Here is a 20,719-nt window from a genome sequence, read left to right as displayed (position 1 = left end):
GTAAGCGTTTACATACGTTTGTAGACGATTTAACTAAAATATATTGTGGATATAATGGCAACTTTTATGCTATTATCCGCTTGTTACCAACAATACAGCCTAGTTTGAAAGGATAGATACAATAAAAAAACATATATAAGCAAAAGAAATAATTTTTACATTCTAACATAAAAACAAATTATGAATAAAAGCATCATCTTATTAACTGTAATAATGCTGTTGTCAGGTAGTTTGAGGGCTCAAATCGTTTCGGATTCTCTCCAGACAGAAAAACTAAAAGTAAAACAATTTATTGTGCCTGGTTCCCTAATTATAATTGGGTCTGTACTTAGTGGAAGCCACTTAGAAAAAGAGATCAAGAATAGTTTTCACGATGGTTCTGAAAACGACATTGATTTTGCACTTCCTATTGACGATTTAATACAGTATGCTCCCATTGCTGAATTGTATATTGCTGACGCATTGGGCGTGAAAGCCAAAAATCATTGGTTCGACCAAACGAAATATCTAATAATTGCCAATGCTATTACTGCAGGTATTACTTGGGCTGGGAAATCCATAATTAATAAAGAACGTCCTAATGGTGCAGATTATTCTTTTCCATCGGGACATAGCTCTTTTTCATTTACAAATGCAAGTGTTTTGTATTACGAATTTAAAGATACGGCACCAGGATTAGCATACAGCGGATATACCATAACAACATTAGTTGCGGGATTGCGTGTTGTCAACAATAAACATTGGCTTTCTGATGTAATGGTAGGTTCGGGACTCGGAATCTTAGTAACAACAATGGTATATCACTACGAACCGTTTAAAAATTGGAATCCATTTAAAAAATCAGAAAATATAACATTTGTACCAAGCTATAATAACAGTGGAGTTGGATTTTACTTTAGTTATAGTTTTTAATTTTTCAAAAAAATGCAATTATATATGCTGTCGTGTATTATAAAAATTTAATAGATAATTCATTACGGTATTGATGAAAATAATAAAAGTAAAAAGTAATGTTAACATCTAAGCTCTAATGAAGCGCGCTAAGGGCGCGGTTCAACATTTGCTATAAGTAATTGCTTGTTCTCGCCTACTTCTGAAAATCTGCAAGGATTTTCAAGTTGGTGCGTACTTGCAAAGTTAAGTGCTAAACCACGCAACTACTCTTAGCCGAGACCCTAGTGTGTAATTTTAACCAGAGAAACATGAAAATAAATATTCTTGGAGCTTCAGGTTCTGGAGTAACAACACTCGGAACAGAATTATCACTCAAACTAGGAATTGACTATTTTGACAGTGACGACTTCTTTTGGAAAAAAACGGAAATACCTTTTTCAATAAAAACTGACCCCAAAACTAGAGATAGTAACATTTTGGAACAATTATCACAAACGGAGAGCTGGATATTGGGAGGCTCGGTAATCAATTGGAGTAAAGAAATCTATAGCTTATTTGACTTGATAGTCTTTCTTCATATTCCTCAAAAAATTAGAATGGAGAGGCTAAAAACAAGGGAATTTGAAAGATATGACAAGAAAATAAAAACAGATACTTTTTGGAAAAGCAAATTCGAAAACTTTATGGTATGGGCAAAAGATTACGATGAAGTAAAAGGAATCGCTAACAGAAATATAAAAAATCATAAAAGCTGGCTGGAAACACAGAATACAGACAAAATGAATTTAATCGGAGAAATGCCACTTGGGGATAAGATAGAAAAAATTATAAACAGAATAAAAACTACACACACACAACACTTTGTGCTATAAGTAATGCCAGGTGATGTGGCAAATGTCAAGGTTTGTAATCCGCTCAAACTACGTAGCGGTTTAACAGGAAACTACCACGCAATCTGCCACTCATCATAGTGTGCCGAGAAGCAGTAACGGCAATAAATTTACTGCATGCTATAATTAAGATGGTGGAATCTGCTATTTTGCAGATGACCCACCGAGGTTGTATTACAGGATAGAGCCTCAAACCACCTAAAGGTTCTGTGGTAAAGAGCCATGGTACTGAGCGTTTAGGGAAAGTTTCGCCAAGAGCGAGATCAGGTATGAATAAAGGAGGTGAACGAAAGTGAACCATCGAAGAGGTGTCGAGAAGTGGGAACATCCAGTCAAAAGCCACGGAGTATGATACGCGGTAAAAAGTAGGATTGAGAAATTCTAAATACGGAAGTTACCTGTTTACTTTCCGTATGGCTGGCGTCATTCAGATGGCATGACCTTTATTTAGGCTTAATTATGGAACTCGGGAATCTGCCAGTGAATGCAAAGGGAAATACACAATAGGATCAACCTAGAGGTAGAAAACCAAAGTTGCAGGGAGAGACGGACTAGCCTGTAGTAGTGATGAAGTTTCTGTAATGAGAATGGAGCGAAGGGGCTAGGTTATACGGTGTCATAACATTTACCAACTCTTAGAAGAGGATGAATTTATGGAATGAGACAAAATCAATACCGATAAGCCGCCAAATGGTGTGATCGGCTTACAAGAAAGTGCGATCCAATAAAGGGAGTGCAGGAGTAGATTCTGTAAGCATGGCAGAGTTCGATGCAAACAGGGTGAAACATCTGTATAAACTTTGGAACCGTATGGCATCGGGAAGTTACTTTCCGCCACCAGTTAAAGAAGTAGAGATACCTAAGAAAGACGGCAAAGTACGAAAGCTAGGTGTACCTACCATCAGCGACAGGATCGGGCAGATGGTTGTGAAAGAATATATCGAACCCCGTCTGGAAAAGATATTCAGTACCAATTCTTATGGTTATCGTCCGAACAAGAATGCACATCAGGCGCTTGAATCAGTACGGAAGAATTGTTGGAAAACAGACTGGGTAATTGATCTGAACTCTAAAGCTGAGCTATTACTCATTTCGGTACAACTGCTAACTCTTAACAGTGAGGACAAAATCGTAGAATCTGTGCCTAACAGACGCTGATCTGGCATATGTCTAAGTGCATTCTGTCTGGTTTCAGCGGAACTCGACCGTAAATCTGCCGCTGAGAAACAGCAGTGCTTTCTACTTAATTTTGCCCGCAGGAGTTTTTGACTTTCAGCGCGCAGTACCATTTGGAACCGTTGTAAGCTACGGCAGATTTCACTACTTTAGTGCTATTCACTAGCTTCGTGGCATACGCCCGATAGCTGATCGTTATATGTATAATTATGCGAAGCTACATCATTCTCTTTCTTCTAGTTAACTCCTTTTTAACTTTTGGCCAACTTGTAGATAAATCAGAATTTGATAGACTGGTGATAGTTGACGAATACAACAATAACTACAATATAATCTACGGTAGAATATATAAAATAAACTTACATGACAGCTTGCCTAAGCTAATTTTAACTAACGAATACAAATCGCCAGATACTCTTCAGAGTTTTTATCATGGTCGAATCCCTAACTGGGATAAAATTCAGAATAGTCAACCAAATGATACAATAGGCGAAATTAACCCTAAATTAGTAGACAAGCTTATTGAAACCTTAAACCAACCCAAAAGTTTAGGAAGCCTGTTAGACTATTACAGTATCGATAGTTCCTGGCACCTAGCAAACAAGGATCGACTAATTCATAACTGGTTAAATACTGACGATAACAGCGAGAAACTTGAAAAGGAGTATGCTAAATATATATTGAACGATTTTGAACAATTTAAAAAAATGGCTTATCATCATGTAATGCAAAGAAACACATCGGATTATGATGGGGTTGTTATTGCCTTTGAAAATAAATATGATACCCTTATGATAAGTACATCAGGACAGGAATCATTTCTAATACCCTGGATTGCTGACTCTACTTATAAAAATTATGATCCAGAACTTTCTAGTATTGTTAGTGAATTTTTACCTGAGGATGTAATTATTAACAAAGACACATTAAATCCTAGCCTTGAAAAGTTTGAAACAGGTGTGTTGGAAGAACTATCATTCAAAGTTAATTTTTTCGATAGACGAGCATTTAAGAAATATGTAAGGAAAAACCGATAACACTTTAGATAGCTTATGGGGCTAAAGCGATAAAAGAAAATTTTGTACATTTAACTAACTTTAGTGCGGCAGATCGGAAAGCAATTTTAAAGCTACACTCTTAAAGTTATTGAGCGTTTACTCAAGAGTTAAATGAAAAGAATAAGTAAGTTTTTAGAAAACCAAATAACTCAAAGACTTATCTATGGATCAGGTTTGATATTATGGATTTTCATATTTTGGGATATAATTGAACGAGGACTTTGGAACTCTCAAAGCTCTTTGGGTATATCTTATTTAGCGCTGATAGCGATTCCTTCTGGTCTGCTTTTAGTCCAAGCAATCTTAAATAAGTGGATTCTATGGCTGATAATAACAATATCGATCTGTTCATATTTTTTTTATTCGATTTATAGTATCATTATAGACATTATAACTCGTAGACTTAACCCTCAACACGTAAAATATCTGCCATTAGAATTTAAAGATTTCCTGATTCTAGCAATATTCACAGTAGTTATCTTTTCAGTCGTATGGACTCTTTTGAAGATCAAACCAAGAAGACTGAACGCTCTCCAATAAATGCCATGAATGGGTTTATCCATCAGGGTATTTTTATTGCTTTTAGATGAACCATTAGGATTGACAGAAGGAAATAAGTATGTTCATCATTGCTAATACAAAGCCGATATTAGATGTTTGTAAGCGTTTGTTGTCGGTTACGAAAAATATAAAATAAATAAATGCATCTTTGGGTGTATTTATTGAATTATTTCCCACTGTTATGGAAAAAATCTTACTGACATTAACTATTTGTTTTTTTAGTTTAAGCAATTATGCTCAAGAACAGATTACGACTGAATTAAAAAAAGCGTACGGAGAAGAAAAATATGACTTGATAATTTCCGAGCATTCTGATAAGGTAAGTGAATATCCAGCTAAAGCAATTTATTATGTCGGAATGGCTTACTACATGAAAGCCGATGACAATAATGTGCTTAAATTAATGGATTTGTCAATCGAAAAAGATAAGACTGACCCAGACACACATTTCATTAAAGGAATGACTTTGAATTATATGGGACAATTTGATAAAGCAATCGAATCTTTCAATAAAGCAATCGAACTTGATTTGAGTAACTCAAATTATTTTAGTGGATTAGGCGACTCTTACCTTAGCCAAGAAAAATACGATAAGGCACTTTCTTCTTATATAACAGCTACAGAAAAAAATGAGCCAATCGATAGACCTTTTACTATGATTCCACAAATCTATGCGGAACTCAATCAACCCGATAAAGCTTTAGATGCCTTTTATAAATCAAAAGGGACTATTTCAAAGGAATCAGATTCTTATATAAATGCATTGTATAATATTGGACTATACGAGTTTCTTAATAAGGAATATGATAAATCCGAAATTGCCTATAAAGAATTAATTGAATTAGTACAGACCGACTATCATTCTTACGCTAAACTAATTCAAGTTTATTATGGTAAAAAGGAATACGAAAAAGCAAAACCACTTAAAGAAAAACTTTACCAAGCTTACGAGCAGGGAAAATTAACAGATAATCTTAAGAGTATGTTCTGTTTTGACCAATTTGATTGGAAAGATAAATTGATTCTGGCATACGAAAGGTTTGCCGTAAAAGAAGGCGAATTGTATTATAAGCATGTTTTTTATGTTACTAACGACAAAGGAGAGACAGAATTCACTATACAAACTGAAAATTCACCTATATCGGTTGAATTAGGTGGACCGAAATACGTACTTGGAATGGATAAAAATGGAACTCACTCAACTTTTAGATATGGATTTGAAGAAGACTTTAATTATGAGGATTTGAAAAAGACAGTAATCCTTGTTCTAGATGAGAAAATTAAAGCTGGAGCTAGTTCACGACCAGCAAAAAAGAAAAAATAACGCTGTATAACAATGGCTGCCACAAGAACCAACCCTTCATCAATAGGTTGGCGTTCTTTATATTTACAGGTTGTGCCTCAAACCTACTACCTGATTTTAGATATTTTCATTGCTTTTTGGTGAATTACTAGGATCGACAGAAGGAAATAAGTATGTTCATCATTGCTAATGCAAAGCCGATATTAAATGTTTTTAAGCGTTTACATTCATTTGTGGGCGATTTAACTAAAATATATTGTGGATATAATGGCAACTTTTATGCTATTATCCGCTTGTTGTGCGTCATTAGGAAAAGCACTACTTTGAACAACTACTAAGAGAAAATAAAATTATGGCAATAGTTAACACCTATTTATATTTTAACGGAAATTGTGAAAAAGCATTTGAATTTTATAAATCTGTTTTTAAAAAGGATTTCAAGTTTATGGGACGTTACAAAGATGTTCCTGAAGTTGCAAGACAGAATTTTCCAAATTGCGAAGATGAACATATTATGCACATTGGATTGCCGATTAGTGATGAAACAATTTTAATGGGAGCCGACATTATTGATAATAGTAGGAATGAAAAAAATGCTTCTAAATTTTTCTCGCTTTATATCAGTACCGAAAGTAAGGAAGAAGCTGATAGGTTATTTAATTCACTATCAAAAGAAGGAGAAATAAAACTTCCTATTTCTGACCAATTTTGGGGTTCATACTATGGAATCTGTATGGATAAATTTGGTGTGAATTGGAAAATTAGTTTTGCTTTTGAAAACAAGTGAATATAAATAACGAACAACACTATGTGCTAAAAAATCATATCTGCCCTGCGGGACAGCAACGCTTTTAGCCGAAAAGTTGGCAGCCATATAAAAATGACAGAAATAGACGATAAAGAATTAGCTAAAAGGATAAGGCAAAACGTCATGAGTATTTTGGACTTGTGGTCTTCGAAAGAAGAGCAATTAGAATATCAAAAAAATGTCCCGATTGCCCAGGTTTCAGCTGAACTGTTCTGTCAATGGGCAAATGACTTTTACCATCCCGAATCGACTCAATTCAAAATGGCGTTTGATGAGAAAGAAAGAGAAATTCTTGCTGAATTTGACAAAACGTTCAAACATATAAGTGACAAGACACCGAACGATTTACCATACATTGATGACTTTGTGAAAACAAAGGAATGGGAAGTTGTTAATCGGGCGGCAATTAAGACGTTAGAAAAAATAAAAAATACGGCTGTCAACAATGGTAGCCGTTGAACAACGCTCTTGAATGAAAAATACTGAGCACATTTAGGTTTTTTCAGGCCTTCATTTTGGAAAATCTGCAGAATAGGTTTGTTATTTTCCCAGGCTTAGAAGAGAAGAAATTAAACCAAAATTAATTAATAAAGTATGCATCCGCCAATTTGGCTTCTTTGCTCATGATGTTGGTCAGTGTTTTGATGTTGTAGGCCTCTGCAGCCATCATCATTACCTTGCCTTGCTTAATTCCAAGCGTATTTACCTTGCGTAAACCCATAAATTGAGTTAGCGTTCCGAAAACCGGCTCTAAGATGGATTGCCGTTTGCCTTTCATGTACCGATCTTTTTTACTTTTAACCCTGTTTATGGCTCCCTTAAATAAGAGTTTTTTATTATTTTGACACAGGTAATAATTTCCTTCTGCTATGTATGTAAAATAGCCATATTGTGTTTTAGTTGGATGTTATGCACAAGCCCGCCCCATCTCGTCCTAAAACAGGTTGAATGTTTACTAAGGTACTTCATTTTAGCCTACAACAAAGTCAATTTTGGCTACATCGGATTTCTTTCTTCTGCTGAACTTTGTACCAACAAAATACAAAAACAATGAAAGCAGTAATAATCAATGAATTTGGCGGAACGGACGTATTGAAAATTGAAGAAGTAGAACGTCCTGTTCCAGCAGCAGATGAAATTTTAGTAAAGGTTTATGCGAGTGGCGTTAACCCCGTGGACGGGGCAGTTCGTGAAGGCGGCAACGATGTATTGCGACCTTACTTAAAGTTACCCTTAATTTTAGGTTGGGATGCATCAGGTATTGTAGAAGAAATCGGGAGCAACGTTACCAACTTCAAAAAAGGCGATGAAGTATATGGCGTTCCTAATTTTCCAGGTAACGGTAGCTATGCAGAATATGTAGCAGCAAAAGCAAGCCAATTTGCGTTGAAACCCCAAAGTCTTTCTTTCAATGAGGCAGCCGCAGTTCCTTTAACGGGGCTTGTAGCAGCTAATTCAATTTTTGACCTTGGAAAACTGGAAGCAGGACAACGAATTTTTATTCAAGGTGCATCAGGAAGTGTAGGAAATTTTGCAGTGCAATATGCAAAAGTAAAAGATGCTTATGTTATTGGTAGTGCTTCTACGGATAATCAGGAATTTGTAAAGCAACTTGGCGCGGATGAAGTGATCGATTATAAGACACAGCACTTTGAAGAATTATTGCAAGATATTGATGTTGTATTTGAAGCTTCATCGGTTAGGGATAACAAGGAGCGCTTAAAGAGTATAAGTGTATTAAAAAAAGGCGGAATTTTTATTAGTGCTAATGTGGACTTCCCTTTTGATGCTGCAGTTAAAACAGCAATGGAGAAAAAGAATGTCAAAGGAGAATTTCTTGCTGCACAAACAAATCACCTGACATGGCTCAATCAATTTACGCAGTGGTTTAATGAAGGCAAAGTAAAAGTGACTCTGGGCAAAGTGTATGCTTTAGAACAAGTTGCCGAAGCACACGGGGAAAGTGAAAAAGGGCACGTTCGTGGCAAGTTCATATTAGAAGTGAGAAAAGAAAATTAAAATGACAAGACACATTAAAACCATACCCGAATTTCATCAATACAGGGGTTTACCCAAACCTGAACATCATTTAATTAGTGTTATTGATGTTGAAGATGTTCAACACTGGCACGCTGATGAACCCATGAATTTGGCGTTGGATTTTTATGTGATAGCTCTCAAAAGAGTTTTGAGTAAAGGCAAGGTTAATTATGGGCAAGACCAATATTATTATGATGAAGGCATTATGTCATTTATGTCACCCAATCAGATTTTTAGTATTTCTAAAGAGAACAATTCAGCATTAAAACAATCGGGGTGGGTGTTACTTATTCATCCCGATTTTCTTTGGAATACTGCATTGGCAAATAAAATGAAGCAATACGAGTATTTTGAGTATTCGGCAAATGAGGCATTAATGCTTTCAGAGAAAGAAGAAAAAACGATTGTCGGAATTATTGAAAATATTCAGCAGGAGTATCACGCAAACATTGACAATTTTAGCCAGGACATCATCATAGCCCATTTGGTAACGCTATTGAATTATGCCAACCGTTTTTATCATCGTCAATTCCTCACCCACAAAAAAGTCAATCATCAAATTCTTGATAAGTTTGAAAAATTATTGTTGGATTACTTCAAGAATGCTACGGTAACTCAAAAAGGTTTACCAACAGTGCAGTATGTTTCTGAGGAATTGAATGTATCTGTAAGTTATCTAAGCCGTTTGCTTAAAACCCTAACCGGACAAAGTACGCAACAGCACATTCACGACAAATTGATTGAAAAAGCCAAAGAAAGATTATCAACAACAAAATTAACTGTTAGCGAAATTGCATACGAATTAGGGTTCGAACATTCACAATCTTTTAGTAAGCTTTTCAAAACAAAGACGAAAGTTTCGCCTCTGGACTTCAGACAATCATTTAATTAAGGCAAGGTTAGCTGTATTTACTTGCTCCATTATAAGCGAGTCTTCATCAAAAAAAATATGAACTTAAAACAAAAGCAAACTGAAGCCAATTTAAAACCCGGAAATCGGACGGTACCGGGGCGCACAATTCCTGTGCCGCACAGGGATATCAGCGAAAGAGCTCAGGAAATGATTGCCGCTCCATATAATGTTTTCATCGATTGGAATCTTAATCCTCCCACAAAAGAGGATTGGCGTAAAATGGTCACGATGGTAAGTGAAAGTTCAGCACCAGCGGTTAATAAATTGATTAAAGAGCTGGGTTTAACAGTAGAACAACTTCAGATTGGGGGTGTAAAGTGTTATAGATTAACTCCGGATAGCATCCCTGAAAATCATCGCAAACAGCTTGTAATTGTGGCGCACGGAGGTGCCTACGTATACGCTCCCGGGATAGGATCGGTTAGAGAAGCAGCCATGTTTGCCGCTTTTGGTAACTACACGACAATCTCGGTTGATTACAGTTTATCTTACGAGAAGCCTTTTCCTGGTGCCATTGAAGATATGATTGACGTTTGGCGGGCAATACTAACAGCGTATGATCCCCGTAGTATTGCAATGACTGGCACTTCAGCAGGAGGTGGCCTTATTATGGCAACCATTTTAAAAATTAAAGAGCTGGGACTTGCAATGCCAGCAGCAATAGCTCCGTCTTCCCCATGGGCTGATCTTACCGAAACGGGTGATAGTTATAAAACCAACGAATGGCTAGACAATATTCTGGTGAGCTATTCAGGTTATTTAGGACGAGCCGCAAAACTTTACGCCAATGGCAATGATCTTAGTCATCCTCTTTTATCGCCTATAAACGGGGATTTAGAAGGTTTTCCACCTACCATCCTCACTTCAGGCACACGAGACCTCTTTTTAAGTAATACAGTAAGATCTCATCGTAAATTAAGACGCGCCAGAGTGCCTGCTCAATTACAGATTTATGAAGGTATTTCTCATTCTCAACTTTCCTTTGACCCAGACCTTCCGGAAACACGAGAAGCCTATCGTGAGATTGCTGCATATTTCGATCAATACCTCATTTCGTAGTGTCTGCTATTCTGTACTACTAATCATTTTCGTTCAATCTGAAAATCGTAGATCTAATTGATGAAAGGCACTACCACTAGCAACGGCTGCCACAAAAACCACAAGACCACCGATCCTTCATCAATAGGTTGGCGTTCTTTTCATTTATAGCCTATGCCTCAAACCCTCTACCTACTTTTAGGTGTTTTTCATTGCTTTTTTGTGAATTATTAGGATTGACAGAAGGAAATAAGTATGTTCATAGCTTTAATTCAGTGATCGACAGCAAGCAGTTTACAAGCGTTTGTTGTCGGTTACGAAAAATATAATAGAGATAAATGCAACTTGGGGTGTATTTAGTGAATTGTTGTAAAACATTTCTTTAACCATGTACAGACTTATATCAATTTTATTTATATCACTACTTGGTGCATGTGCAGATGAAGAATACAGCATTGAAGGAAAATGGATTCAGGCGAATGTGTCTGGTGATAATATTACTTTCATTCGAGCAGACAGTTTGACAGAGGATAATTTTGGTTTTGAATTAGATGCAAATAATGAATTAACAAGAGTACAGCTCGTTGGCTTTTGTGGAACTGAACCTATACAGTTTGAAACTGTCCGAGGAAAATGGAATCAAGTGTCAGACACCTCATTTAACATCGAGTACCCATTTTGGAGAGGACAAGGAAAAGATTTATTTCATATCAAAAAGGTGTATAAGGATTCTATGATAGTTGTACTCTTGGAAAAGGATGTAATCAAGAAATAACGTTTTACAACAAGGTATAAAAAACCATTTGCTCACCACCTTGTAGGAAATTGAGTGCTAAATAGCCCGTGATTTATGCTTGCTTTTCATAGCTGATAACCAAAGAAATCACGTTGGTCAAGTACTGTGCTTAATTATTCTATGCTTTTGCAATTAATGAAGTCCATCAGTTTGCTGAGAAAGCATAAATTACTACTTTCAGTATTTCATAGACCAGTATAACCAACGGGTTTTATACAGTCGTTGGCGGTCATGCTAAAAAGACGACAGATACCAATAGAACGTTAGTATTTTGACAAAACCGTTCTTAAAATTTGTATTTTTGAGACCTAAATGGCAGACAAAGCATACATAACACCGAATGTTCTGAAATTGATGAGTTAGACATAAAGTTTCGATGTTCATTAACGTAATTGACGACAAAAAAGAAGCACGACCTGTTAACATTGTATAATGCGTGATAAAACGCTAAGATTAAGCGAACTGAATATTAACAAACATATCGTTAAACCGACAGTAAATCGCTCCAAAATCCCGTACTACGCTTATACTTGATCGTTAGTAACAAGCAAATTAACAACAGAATAGAAACAGCATTGAAGTGGAATCCTTAGAAAAATTTTATAAACTAAAATTTCAAACACCTCCAAAAGTCAGAGATCAGTCTATTGGTTTGTTTGACGTGTTCAACATTGAAGAAAATATCAGAGCTAATTACCAGACCCCCGCTTTTGTTAGAAGAGACTTTTATAAAATAATGCTCTTTGAAGGAGAGAATGTTTTTCACTTCGGAGATGAGAGCATACCAGTAGCAGATAAAACATTACTTTTTTTCAATCCAAACACGCCCTACTCATACGAATCATTAAAACCAGAGACAAAAGGTTATTTTTGCGTTTTCAAAGAAGAATTTTTCAAGGAAAATCTGAGGATCAACCTCTCTGATCTTCCTTTATTCAAGTCACAAGCAAAACCTATCTATCAACTTTCGGATGACTTGTCAGCGGAAATACGTGCTCTATTTGTTAAAATGGAAAAGGAGCTTACAGGTGATTACTTTTATAAATATGAACTGATAAAAAGTTATGTATCTGAGCTGATATTCTCAACGCTGAAATTTACTCCACATAAGGTAAACCCACAATCTACTGACTCCAGCGCACGTATCACTGCCGTCTTTATGGAATTGCTGGATCGGCAATTTCCTGTTGAAAGCACTTCCTATACATTTAATTGCCGTACTCCGGCAGATTTTGCAGACCAATTAGCCATTCATGTTAATTATTTAAACCGTGTTTTAAAAAAGGTCACAGGAAAAACAACTACTCAGCATATTGCAGAGCGGTTGCTAGCTGAAGCAAAAGCTTTACTCAAGCACACCAGTTGGAATATCGCTGAAATCAGCCAGGTGTTAGGTTATGAAGATCAGTCGCACTTCAATGATTTTTTTAAAAAGCATACCCGGTACTCCCCGTCTGAATTCAGAAATGTTTGATTAGCGCAAATGATGGTTTGCTTAGCATACTTACTGACGGAGAAGCCTTCCTTAATTTTGTAAAAAATAAAAATTATGGAAAACTCAAAAGTATGGTATATCACCGGAGCTTCTAAAGGGCTCGGGTTATCACTCGCTAAACAACTATTACAAAAAGGACACAAAGTGGCTGCTACCAGTAGAAACATACAGACTTTAACTCGGGAACTGGGAAGTGAATATGCTGAAGCATTTTTGCCGTTAGAAGTGGACTTGACTAGTGAACCTTCCATCAGGCACTCAATTAACTCTACGATAGAGCAATTCGATAAGATTGATGTGGTGGTGAATAACGCTGGTTACGGAACGGGAGGGGCGCTAGAAGAACTCACTCAGGATGAAATCCATCAGAGCTTTGAAGTAAATTTCTTTGCTGTCATTAAAGTAATACAACAGGCTCTTCCCTACATGCGAAAACAGAATGCCGGTCATATTATTAATATTTCATCTATTGCTGGCTTCGCTTCGGGTACGGGTTGGTCAGTGTATGGAGCAGCCAAATCGGCCATTAATGGATTGTCTGAAGGCTTGGCCAACGAGCTGAAGCCACTAGGAATTAATGTTTCTATCGTTTCTCCGGGCTGGTTCAGAACCAGTTTTGCTAAAGAAGAATCTATTGAACTAAGCGAAAAGCAGATTTTAGATTATGAACATGTTAGAGCGGCACACGAAAAGTTCAAATCAACCAATGGTAAGCAAATTGGTGATCCTGATCGGGTAGCTGATGTGTTGATAAAACTTGTCAATGAGCCAGATTCACCCATCAACCTGTTCATGGGCAGTGACGCCTATGAGAGAGCTTCCTCCAAGGTTGAAGCCTTAACAAGTTCTATGAAAGAATGGAAAGTTACCTCCTTTTCAACTGATTTTAAGTAAATGTTTTTTTTGGTTTCAACTGATATGTGATAGGCTAAATTTTTTCTTTCTGCTGAAAGATCAGTAACTTTTAAGCCCGCCTGCTCACAGCTAAGATGTTAACAAACCTCTAAAAGCAAAATCATGGATCAATTTTACTTCGGAATGAAGGTTAAAAATGGTGAGGAGATTGGTTTGGTAATTAAACCTGAGGTTAATTCTGATTGGGATAAAGAACCCGGACTAATTCGTTGGGACACACCTAAAGAAAATGACATAGAGGACTGGCGTGGACTTTTTGGAAGTTTTACAGACTCTGGAGGTATGGAAATCTCCGCGGACACCGAGTTCAGATTTATTACAGAAGAAGGAGAACTAAAAAAGTAAAAAAATTACACCTAACAGTAAACAATTTTCTTTAAGTATCCACAAGCCTTTCTCTTAACTCATTCATAAAATCTTACCCTTCAATACTCTTCCACCTCATCTAGCAGGCGTTTAAGCGCACGAATCCTCCGGATATAAAACATCCACATATAAGCAATCAGTACTACGTTAATAATGGCAAGCAGTAAAAGCAGCCATAAACCATCCGCTGAGGATAACCACTCCATCCACTCCATGCCCGGGGCTTTCCAGGATTTCATCAGCACGGTAACCATTCCTCCAACCATTTGGATAGTAATGAAGTAAGCTATTACAAAGTACCTGAGGGCCCTGATGCACTTTGTCAGAAATTGCCTTACACCCTGCAACGGCTCAATTTGATTTAGCTTCCATAAGGTAAATAAATTCAATACCCAGCCAATAATAGTAATTGTACCCACAAGCTTAATCATTTCAGGACTAAGTAGATGAGTAATCCATAGAATAACCAGCATAAAGCCCGAGATGTACACTTCCCATTTCAGCACATGCTTAAAGCGGTCTAATTCTGATACAGATTTTCCATTCATTGGATTTTCTATCTCCTTTTCGCTCAGGGAGACTTCGGGGATATCATTCCACATTTCCTGCAAGTCGCTCATCTACAATTTCTTTTAATTTTTTCTTAATTCTATTTACTTTCACACCCACGTTGGACACACTTAAGCCCACCACTTCGGCTATTACGGCATGTTCCTTTTTTTCCAGGTACAGCATAATAATGGTTCTCTCAATAGGTTTTAACAGAGCAATGGAGTCATATAATATTCTCACGGGGCCGTCCTCCTGAAAGAATTCGTGCTTTGCATCTGCCAGTTCGGTAACCACTTTTCCTTCCATAGGATAGTCTACCCGCTTTTTCCTTTTACTCAGGTTATACAGGCAAACATTTAATGTAAGCCGGTACACCCAGGTGCCAGCGCTCGACCTCTCCTCAAAGCGATCAATAGATTTCCATAGCTGATAATGTACTTCCTGCACATTGTCTTCAAAGTCCTCCACATTGTTGGAATAACCCCTGCAAAGCTTCCGAATAATACCCTGGTGCTCTTTTACAAATAAGGTAAAGCGTTTTTGTTTCTCTTCTTTGGTCATCGCATACATCAAACTCCTATAGGGTTAGTAATAGGCACCACTGATTCCTTACAAGTAAGATGATTTTTTTTAAGATTTTTTTAAAACTGTAAAGAATAGTCCTTCTTCATTACTAATCCGGTCAAATATAAAATCTAAACAAATGAAAAATATGAAGATGACCATTTTAGGAATAGTAATAGCTATTTTTTCTGTACAAGTATCCTTTGCGCAAAGGGTGTTAATTAAAAATGTAAATGTTATTGATGTAGAAAGGGGAGAAGTTCAAGAAGGCCGGGATTTATCAATTGAAAATGGAGTTATTCAGGCTATATCGCCCACTAAAAAATACAGAAAGAAAGAGGAGAACACTACCCTTATTGATGGAGCCGGAAAATATGTGATCCCCGGCTTTATAGATACACATGTGCATACGGCCATGGGGCCGGCAAATGTATCGTTTGACGGTGAAACGCCTCACCTCACTTTAACTCCGCTAGCGGAGCTACCGGCAATTACGGCCAAGCTATTGCTGCAACATGGAGTGACAACCGCAAGGGATCCCGGAGGTAAAACTGAAATAACCGTGCAAACAAAAATGGATTTGCTGAATGATAAAATGGAGGGGCCTGAGCTGATGGTGGCGGGTAATATTATTGATGCCACTGAGTTTACCAACATGGTGGTTAAGGTAAGCAATGAAGAGGAAATACTGAGCGAGATAAGAAAACAGAAGAGAGCAGGAGTCGATTTTATTAAATTATATACCTCATTGAGCCCGCAATTATTGAAAAGTGGCATTGAGGAATCCCACAAGTTAGGGCTTCAGACTATCGCCCACCTGCATGGCACCTCATGGACGGAGGCATCTAACCTGGGAATTGACAATATTGTTCACATAGTACCCGGGCATGAGCGTTACCTTCCTGAAGCAGACAGGACTGCTTATCAGCAGGCCTCATTAATGGGTTCCTTCAGTTTTTATAAGTGGTTTGAATATGTGGATTTAAATAGTGATGAAATTGCGGAGTTGATACAAACGCTGAAATCAAACAATACCTCCATTGATCCTACTTTAGTGGTTTTTCATGCTACATTTTTTGGTAATAAGCAGGAATATGTAGCTAACCCGATGCTTGGCAAGCTCCCTTCTGAGTTGGTCGACAACTGGAAAACAGCATTCAACTTTAACATGGGGTGGACAGAAAAACATTTTAGCGAAGCACAAAAGACCTGGCCGAAAGTGCAGCAATTTGTAAAGCTACTGCACGGTAATGGCATTATGCTTACAGCAGGCACGGACACCAATAACCCCTGGGTGGTACCGGGAGACAGCTTCCATAAGGAATTGACTTTGTTGAGGAATTGCGGACTGAGCAATGCAGAGGTGCTAAAGATAGCAACCCTCAATGGCGCTAAATTGCTGGGGATTGATAACAGAGTTGGCAAAATAGAGGAGGGCAAAGAGGCTGATTTGGTGCTATTGAACGCCAATCCATTAGAGGATATTAGCCATAGTCAGGATATTAATTTGGTTTTATCTAATGGCATGGTGGTCGATTAATGCGATTTCATATATTTTTCATTGATTTTAGATGAATTATTTGGATTAAGAGGAGGGAATAAGTAGGTTCATTATTATTAATGCAAAGCCGATATTAAATGTAAGTGTTTTATTCGCATGTTAGGGCCAATTAGTATGAGGAGAATTTTACAATTATTACTTTCTTTAATTTTGATTACATTTCGTATCTACGGACAGGAATTATCTGGTACTTGGAAAGTAGCCTATATACGTTCGATGGAGGAGGTTGTTTCGATTGATAGTTCTGAAGATTCCATTGAAACAATGGAATCATTTTCAACAGGGACAGGAATTGTTGAGTTCTTTGGAAACATTGTCAAATTTCATAATTTCAAAGAAAAGCCAAATAAAGCAAGAATTAAAAAGGAAGGACTTTTTAAGCTTAAAGGAGAGAATGTGAAAATTGAATCATTCAATAAAGATAGTGTTATCCTAAGACCTAATGAAGACAAGCGAACCTATATTGTACTAAAACCTTTCATTTCCGAAGAGTTAAAATTGAGTCCTAGTGATTTTACAGATACTGAATGGCAAATTGAATCCGAAGTGAGTTCACTTTCATCTTTGAAACTGCATTTTTCTGACTCAAGCACTGTAACTTTAAATTATCAGGGAGAAGAATACGGGTACGCAAATTATGGAGAATGGAGATTGGTCAATAGTGGAAATTACTACGGTCTTTACATAGTAGATAGAGAAGCTTTAAAGGAATATTTCTTCTATTTAAGATATGAATCTAATGACAGAGTGAAAGCCGAAGTTGCATTGCAGGAGTGGTCGCGTTTTCCAGAAGAGCTTATTGTTACTTTGGTAAATACTGGACTTCCATCAAAGGAAGATTTTAAAAATAGAGAAACTCAATTAGTAGGTAAGTGGTCTTTTTCAAGATTTGTCAACAAAGTAGAAACACTGAGTTTTGACTCAATTTTAAGTGTTAATTTCTCCATTCAATTCATGAATAATGGATGTTACGTATCAAATAATTATATAAGATTTATCAGAGATAAGCAGGAAAATGATTTCAGCAGTATTGAAGAAGGAACTTGGAAATTAGCTAAAAACGGATCTTACTTAATAATTAAAAATAATAGCGGTTGGGAGGAATACCTATCAATAAAAAACTTGAATCAAGGTAACTTAACCCTTGATTTAAACTATAGATATAGTGATAGAGCACGCTTTTCATCACGGATAGAATTTGAAAAGTAAAGTCCCAAACTCCATCTATAATCTATGGCGGTATTGCGAGGGAATTGCTATTATCTTGCTTTTTACTAACTTTATTTAATCTTATATACAAAGTTATATAAATCCGCCACAGTTTATAGCCATATTCGATGTAGCCAATTTTGAGACAACGGTTAAGAAAGGTTACTATTTGAATAGTGCAGCAGTATGAAATTTATTATTACATAATAGGAAAAAATGATAAATCAAAGAGCATTAATACTAGTTTTAGTTGTTGTATTTATATCATCTTGTAAAAACCATCAAAAAGAGTCAACTACAGAGCAAGCGGAAATAGCGGAGTATGTTGATTTTGTTAAAGAACACAAAAATAATTCAGCAAAGGAATATATTCTGAATCTGTTTGATAACCACGATTTTGTTATTATTTGTGAAAGAGACCATAGGGACATCACCCAATATGATTTATATAAAGAAATTATCTCAGATCCTTATTTTATCAACAATGTTGGGAATGTTTTTATGGAGATTGGAGTAAAAAACTCTCAAGATAGAATCAATGATTTTATTTTCTCAGAAAACTTAGATTCTTTAACAAAGTATACAAAATTAAGAGAAATTCATCGCAATGCTTCCTATTATCCAGTTTGGGAAAAATATAACTACAGCTATTTTATTGAATCCATTTATGAATTAAATCAAAAACTAGATACTGCGCACAAAATCAAAGTATTTCCCTCCGATATCCATATGGATTGGAATGAGATTAGAAGTTACGATGATATGATTGAAAATTATAGTCGCAAAGCAATAAGGGATAGCTTAATAGCAGAAAATATCATCAAAGATATTACAGCTTTAGAGAAACAAGAAGAGGGCAAAATCAAAGCATTATTGATATTAAATTATCATCACGCTTTTAACAATCAGTTTACTTTAGAGCCTTCCAGTGGCAATTTCCTGTTTAAAGCCTATAAAGGAAGAATAGCTAATGTGTTAATGAACTATACAACAGAACTGGTAGAATCAACTAATGGGACAGAGGTTCCTTTTCAAAATGGTAAATGGGATGCAGCCTTCCTGGTAAACGGAAACCCAAGCGTTGGATTTGATTTTAAAAATTCACCTTTTGGTAAGGACTCCTTCGACTTTTACCCGTATGAACCGCATAACTACACGTATTCAGATATTTTTACAGGCTATGCATTTTACAAGCCTGTTTCAGAGTTCAATCTCGTGTTGGGCTTTCCCGGTTATCTTGAGGATGGCTTCAGCGAGGAGGCTAAAAGACGGATAGAACTTTTAGCACAATGGCGTAGTAAGGATTCAACTATACACATAGACAAACTATCTCAAAGGGAATATGATAGATTCAACAAACTAAACTATATTCAAGTAGAAGATTTAGATACCATTCAATATATGATTAATAATAAAAAGAGTGAGTATTTAAGAAAGTAAAACTGGCTAAACAATGTATAGTGCATAAGGGATGCAGAGGTTTTTGAGCGGTATCGCTCAAATAGAATTTGTGGTAACTTGCAGGTTTGTAGCCTGTAATCCCTTACGAAAACATATACGAACCTTTGATGTTCATCAGCTGCTAAATGAAAATATTCCTGAAACTTCTACTTTTCGCAATCCTTATCCTAATAGCAATATTTGAAGTATACATTTGGAACGTTAGGAACTACGAAACTCAAATGAGCAAGGTGACTCATGTCGACATCTATTTATCAGAACCCATAACGAACCTTGAATTTATCGAACTGATTATCTGCGACAGTATCTACCAATATAGTCTAAAACAAATTCAAGATACAATTTGTGAGAACATTGCAATTTCTAACAGACAATTTCCTTGTTTCGTTGAGCTGGAATATCAATTCACGAATGGGGGAACAACTCGACTCAAGGTTGACAGTTTCAACTGTGCTGGCTGCTCTGGCTCTAACTCTTATGCTTTATCAACTGACGAAGTAACTTACAGCTACACAGACTAATAAAAAAGAAACACCAACAAGCGATAACATGAATGCGCAACTGCCCCTTTGAAGGCTTCTGCGGGAACTTCACTATGAATCAGCCGCTGGGAAATCGAAGTGCTTTCTACTGACTTCAGTCTGCAGGAGTTTTAATCTTCTGAATACACCGCCTCTTGGATACTTTAATTTTTATAATCTGTACAATGTTCTGCCAACCTTACGAGCTGAAGAACAGAAAATCATAACTCTCAAATGACGACTATAAAGAAATATTAGAAAGCATAGAAATTCCTGAGAATCCAGAATATGACATTTTCATATCAATTAATAGATTTATAAATGATACAACTTTTATTATATCAATATCTCAAACAAGCAGAAAATTGTAAGGATCAGAACAAATAACTCCTTTTGATTATAAAGAGATGGATACTTACTTTTCATTAAATAGATTTAATTCATGGGCTCCTGACTCCTATTATAAAGAATTACTTATTGAGACGAATGAATGTTATTTTAATTTCTACGAGCTCAATTTAATTAATAGCTTTTTATTAAAAGAGAAAAAGTGAAGGTTCGATACAACTGATTTATTTAATGTAGATGAAATACTATA

General features: G+C 36.3%; 20 protein-coding genes. 17 read left to right on the top strand and 3 right to left on the bottom strand.

The window, feature by feature from the left end:
- Positions 1 to 180 precede the first annotated feature (180 nt).
- From IEV85_RS03695 to IEV85_RS03665, 7 genes are all read left to right on the top strand, one after another.
- The gene (locus IEV85_RS03695) at positions 181 to 912 is read left to right on the top strand and encodes a phosphatase PAP2 family protein (protein WP_229712492.1); all 732 of its coding nucleotides are present in this window, start codon (positions 181 to 183) and stop codon (positions 910 to 912) included.
- 290 nt (positions 913 to 1,202) lie between these two features.
- The gene (locus tag IEV85_RS03690; RefSeq protein WP_188460450.1) at positions 1,203 to 1,766 is read left to right on the top strand and encodes a shikimate kinase; all 564 of its coding nucleotides are present in this window, start codon (positions 1,203 to 1,205) and stop codon (positions 1,764 to 1,766) included.
- 732 nt (positions 1,767 to 2,498) lie between these two features.
- Positions 2,499 to 2,942 (top strand): RNA-dependent RNA polymerase family protein, encoded by a 444-nt coding sequence (locus IEV85_RS03685; RefSeq protein WP_229712491.1) that lies wholly within the window; start codon positions 2,499 to 2,501, stop codon positions 2,940 to 2,942.
- Between the two features lie 227 nt (positions 2,943 to 3,169).
- Complete coding sequence (locus tag IEV85_RS03680) at positions 3,170 to 3,997, top strand: hypothetical protein (RefSeq protein WP_188460449.1); 828 nt, start codon at positions 3,170 to 3,172, stop codon at positions 3,995 to 3,997.
- A gap of 763 nt (positions 3,998 to 4,760) precedes the next feature.
- The gene (locus tag IEV85_RS03675; RefSeq protein WP_188460448.1) at positions 4,761 to 5,903 is read left to right on the top strand and encodes a tetratricopeptide repeat protein; all 1,143 of its coding nucleotides are present in this window, start codon (positions 4,761 to 4,763) and stop codon (positions 5,901 to 5,903) included.
- 331 nt (positions 5,904 to 6,234) lie between these two features.
- Entirely contained in the window at positions 6,235 to 6,669 is a 435-nt protein-coding gene (locus tag IEV85_RS03670) for a VOC family protein (RefSeq protein WP_188460447.1), read from the top strand.
- Positions 6,670 to 6,762: 93 nt separating this feature from the next.
- Positions 6,763 to 7,149: a hypothetical protein gene (locus IEV85_RS03665; protein WP_188460446.1), complete on the top strand. Its 387-nt coding sequence runs from the start codon at positions 6,763 to 6,765 to the stop codon at positions 7,147 to 7,149.
- Between the two features lie 121 nt (positions 7,150 to 7,270).
- Here IEV85_RS03665 and IEV85_RS03660 read toward each other — a convergent pair whose 3' ends face one another.
- Positions 7,271 to 7,468 carry a hypothetical protein gene (locus IEV85_RS03660; RefSeq protein ID WP_188460445.1) on the bottom strand — a complete coding sequence of 66 codons (198 nt, stop codon included), beginning with the start codon at positions 7,466 to 7,468 and terminating at the stop codon, positions 7,271 to 7,273.
- 272 nt (positions 7,469 to 7,740) lie between these two features.
- Between IEV85_RS03660 and IEV85_RS03655 the strand changes: the two genes are divergently transcribed.
- The 7 genes from IEV85_RS03655 to IEV85_RS03625 all read left to right on the top strand — a co-directional run bounded on the left by IEV85_RS03655 (position 7,741) and on the right by IEV85_RS03625 (position 14,232).
- Positions 7,741 to 8,709, top strand: coding sequence for an NADP-dependent oxidoreductase (locus tag IEV85_RS03655; RefSeq protein ID WP_188460444.1), 969 nt, complete (start codon positions 7,741 to 7,743; stop codon positions 8,707 to 8,709).
- A gap of 1 nt (position 8,710) precedes the next feature.
- Complete coding sequence (locus IEV85_RS03650; protein WP_188460443.1) at positions 8,711 to 9,622, top strand: helix-turn-helix domain-containing protein; 912 nt, start codon at positions 8,711 to 8,713, stop codon at positions 9,620 to 9,622.
- 57 nt (positions 9,623 to 9,679) lie between these two features.
- Positions 9,680 to 10,702: an alpha/beta hydrolase fold domain-containing protein gene (locus IEV85_RS03645; RefSeq protein ID WP_188460442.1), complete on the top strand. Its 1,023-nt coding sequence runs from the start codon at positions 9,680 to 9,682 to the stop codon at positions 10,700 to 10,702.
- A gap of 367 nt (positions 10,703 to 11,069) precedes the next feature.
- Positions 11,070 to 11,456 (top strand): hypothetical protein, encoded by a 387-nt coding sequence (locus IEV85_RS03640; RefSeq protein ID WP_188460441.1) that lies wholly within the window; start codon positions 11,070 to 11,072, stop codon positions 11,454 to 11,456.
- A gap of 601 nt (positions 11,457 to 12,057) precedes the next feature.
- On the top strand, positions 12,058 to 12,951 hold the full coding sequence (locus tag IEV85_RS03635; RefSeq protein ID WP_188460440.1) for an AraC family transcriptional regulator: 894 nt from the start codon (positions 12,058 to 12,060) through the stop codon (positions 12,949 to 12,951).
- A gap of 75 nt (positions 12,952 to 13,026) precedes the next feature.
- Positions 13,027 to 13,866 carry an SDR family NAD(P)-dependent oxidoreductase gene (locus IEV85_RS03630; RefSeq protein WP_188460439.1) on the top strand — a complete coding sequence of 280 codons (840 nt, stop codon included), beginning with the start codon at positions 13,027 to 13,029 and terminating at the stop codon, positions 13,864 to 13,866.
- Positions 13,867 to 13,989: 123 nt separating this feature from the next.
- Positions 13,990 to 14,232, top strand: coding sequence for a hypothetical protein (locus IEV85_RS03625; protein WP_229712490.1), 243 nt, complete (start codon positions 13,990 to 13,992; stop codon positions 14,230 to 14,232).
- A gap of 80 nt (positions 14,233 to 14,312) precedes the next feature.
- Here the strand turns inward: IEV85_RS03625 and IEV85_RS03620 are convergent, their stop codons facing one another.
- On the bottom strand, positions 14,313 to 14,873 hold the full coding sequence (locus tag IEV85_RS03620; RefSeq protein WP_188460438.1) for a hypothetical protein: 561 nt from the start codon (positions 14,871 to 14,873) through the stop codon (positions 14,313 to 14,315).
- Positions 14,845 to 15,366 (bottom strand): sigma-70 family RNA polymerase sigma factor, encoded by a 522-nt coding sequence (locus IEV85_RS03615; RefSeq protein WP_188460437.1) that lies wholly within the window; start codon positions 15,364 to 15,366, stop codon positions 14,845 to 14,847. Before IEV85_RS03615 ends, IEV85_RS03620 begins: the two co-directional genes overlap by 29 nt.
- A 142-nt stretch (positions 15,367 to 15,508) precedes the next feature.
- Here IEV85_RS03615 and IEV85_RS03610 point away from each other — a divergent pair, with 142 nt between their 5' ends.
- The 3 genes from IEV85_RS03610 (at position 15,509) to IEV85_RS03600 (ending at position 19,579) form a co-directional block, all read left to right on the top strand.
- A complete protein-coding gene (locus tag IEV85_RS03610; RefSeq protein WP_188460436.1) occupies positions 15,509 to 16,909 on the top strand; it encodes an amidohydrolase family protein in 1,401 nt (466 codons plus the stop codon).
- 135 nt (positions 16,910 to 17,044) lie between these two features.
- On the top strand, positions 17,045 to 18,139 hold the full coding sequence (locus IEV85_RS03605) for a hypothetical protein (protein ID WP_188460435.1): 1,095 nt from the start codon (positions 17,045 to 17,047) through the stop codon (positions 18,137 to 18,139).
- Positions 18,140 to 18,355: 216 nt separating this feature from the next.
- Positions 18,356 to 19,579, top strand: a complete 1,224-nt coding sequence (locus tag IEV85_RS03600) for a hypothetical protein (RefSeq protein WP_188460434.1) — start codon at positions 18,356 to 18,358, stop codon at positions 19,577 to 19,579.
- Positions 19,580 to 20,719: the final 1,140 nt, after the last annotated feature.

This window comes from Marivirga lumbricoides, from assembly GCF_014636295.1.
Taxonomy (GTDB): Bacteria; Bacteroidota; Bacteroidia; order Cytophagales; family Cyclobacteriaceae; genus Marivirga; species Marivirga lumbricoides.
The sequence above is the reverse complement of the archived record's forward strand: the minus strand, read 5'-3'. Positions and strand labels throughout refer to the sequence as shown.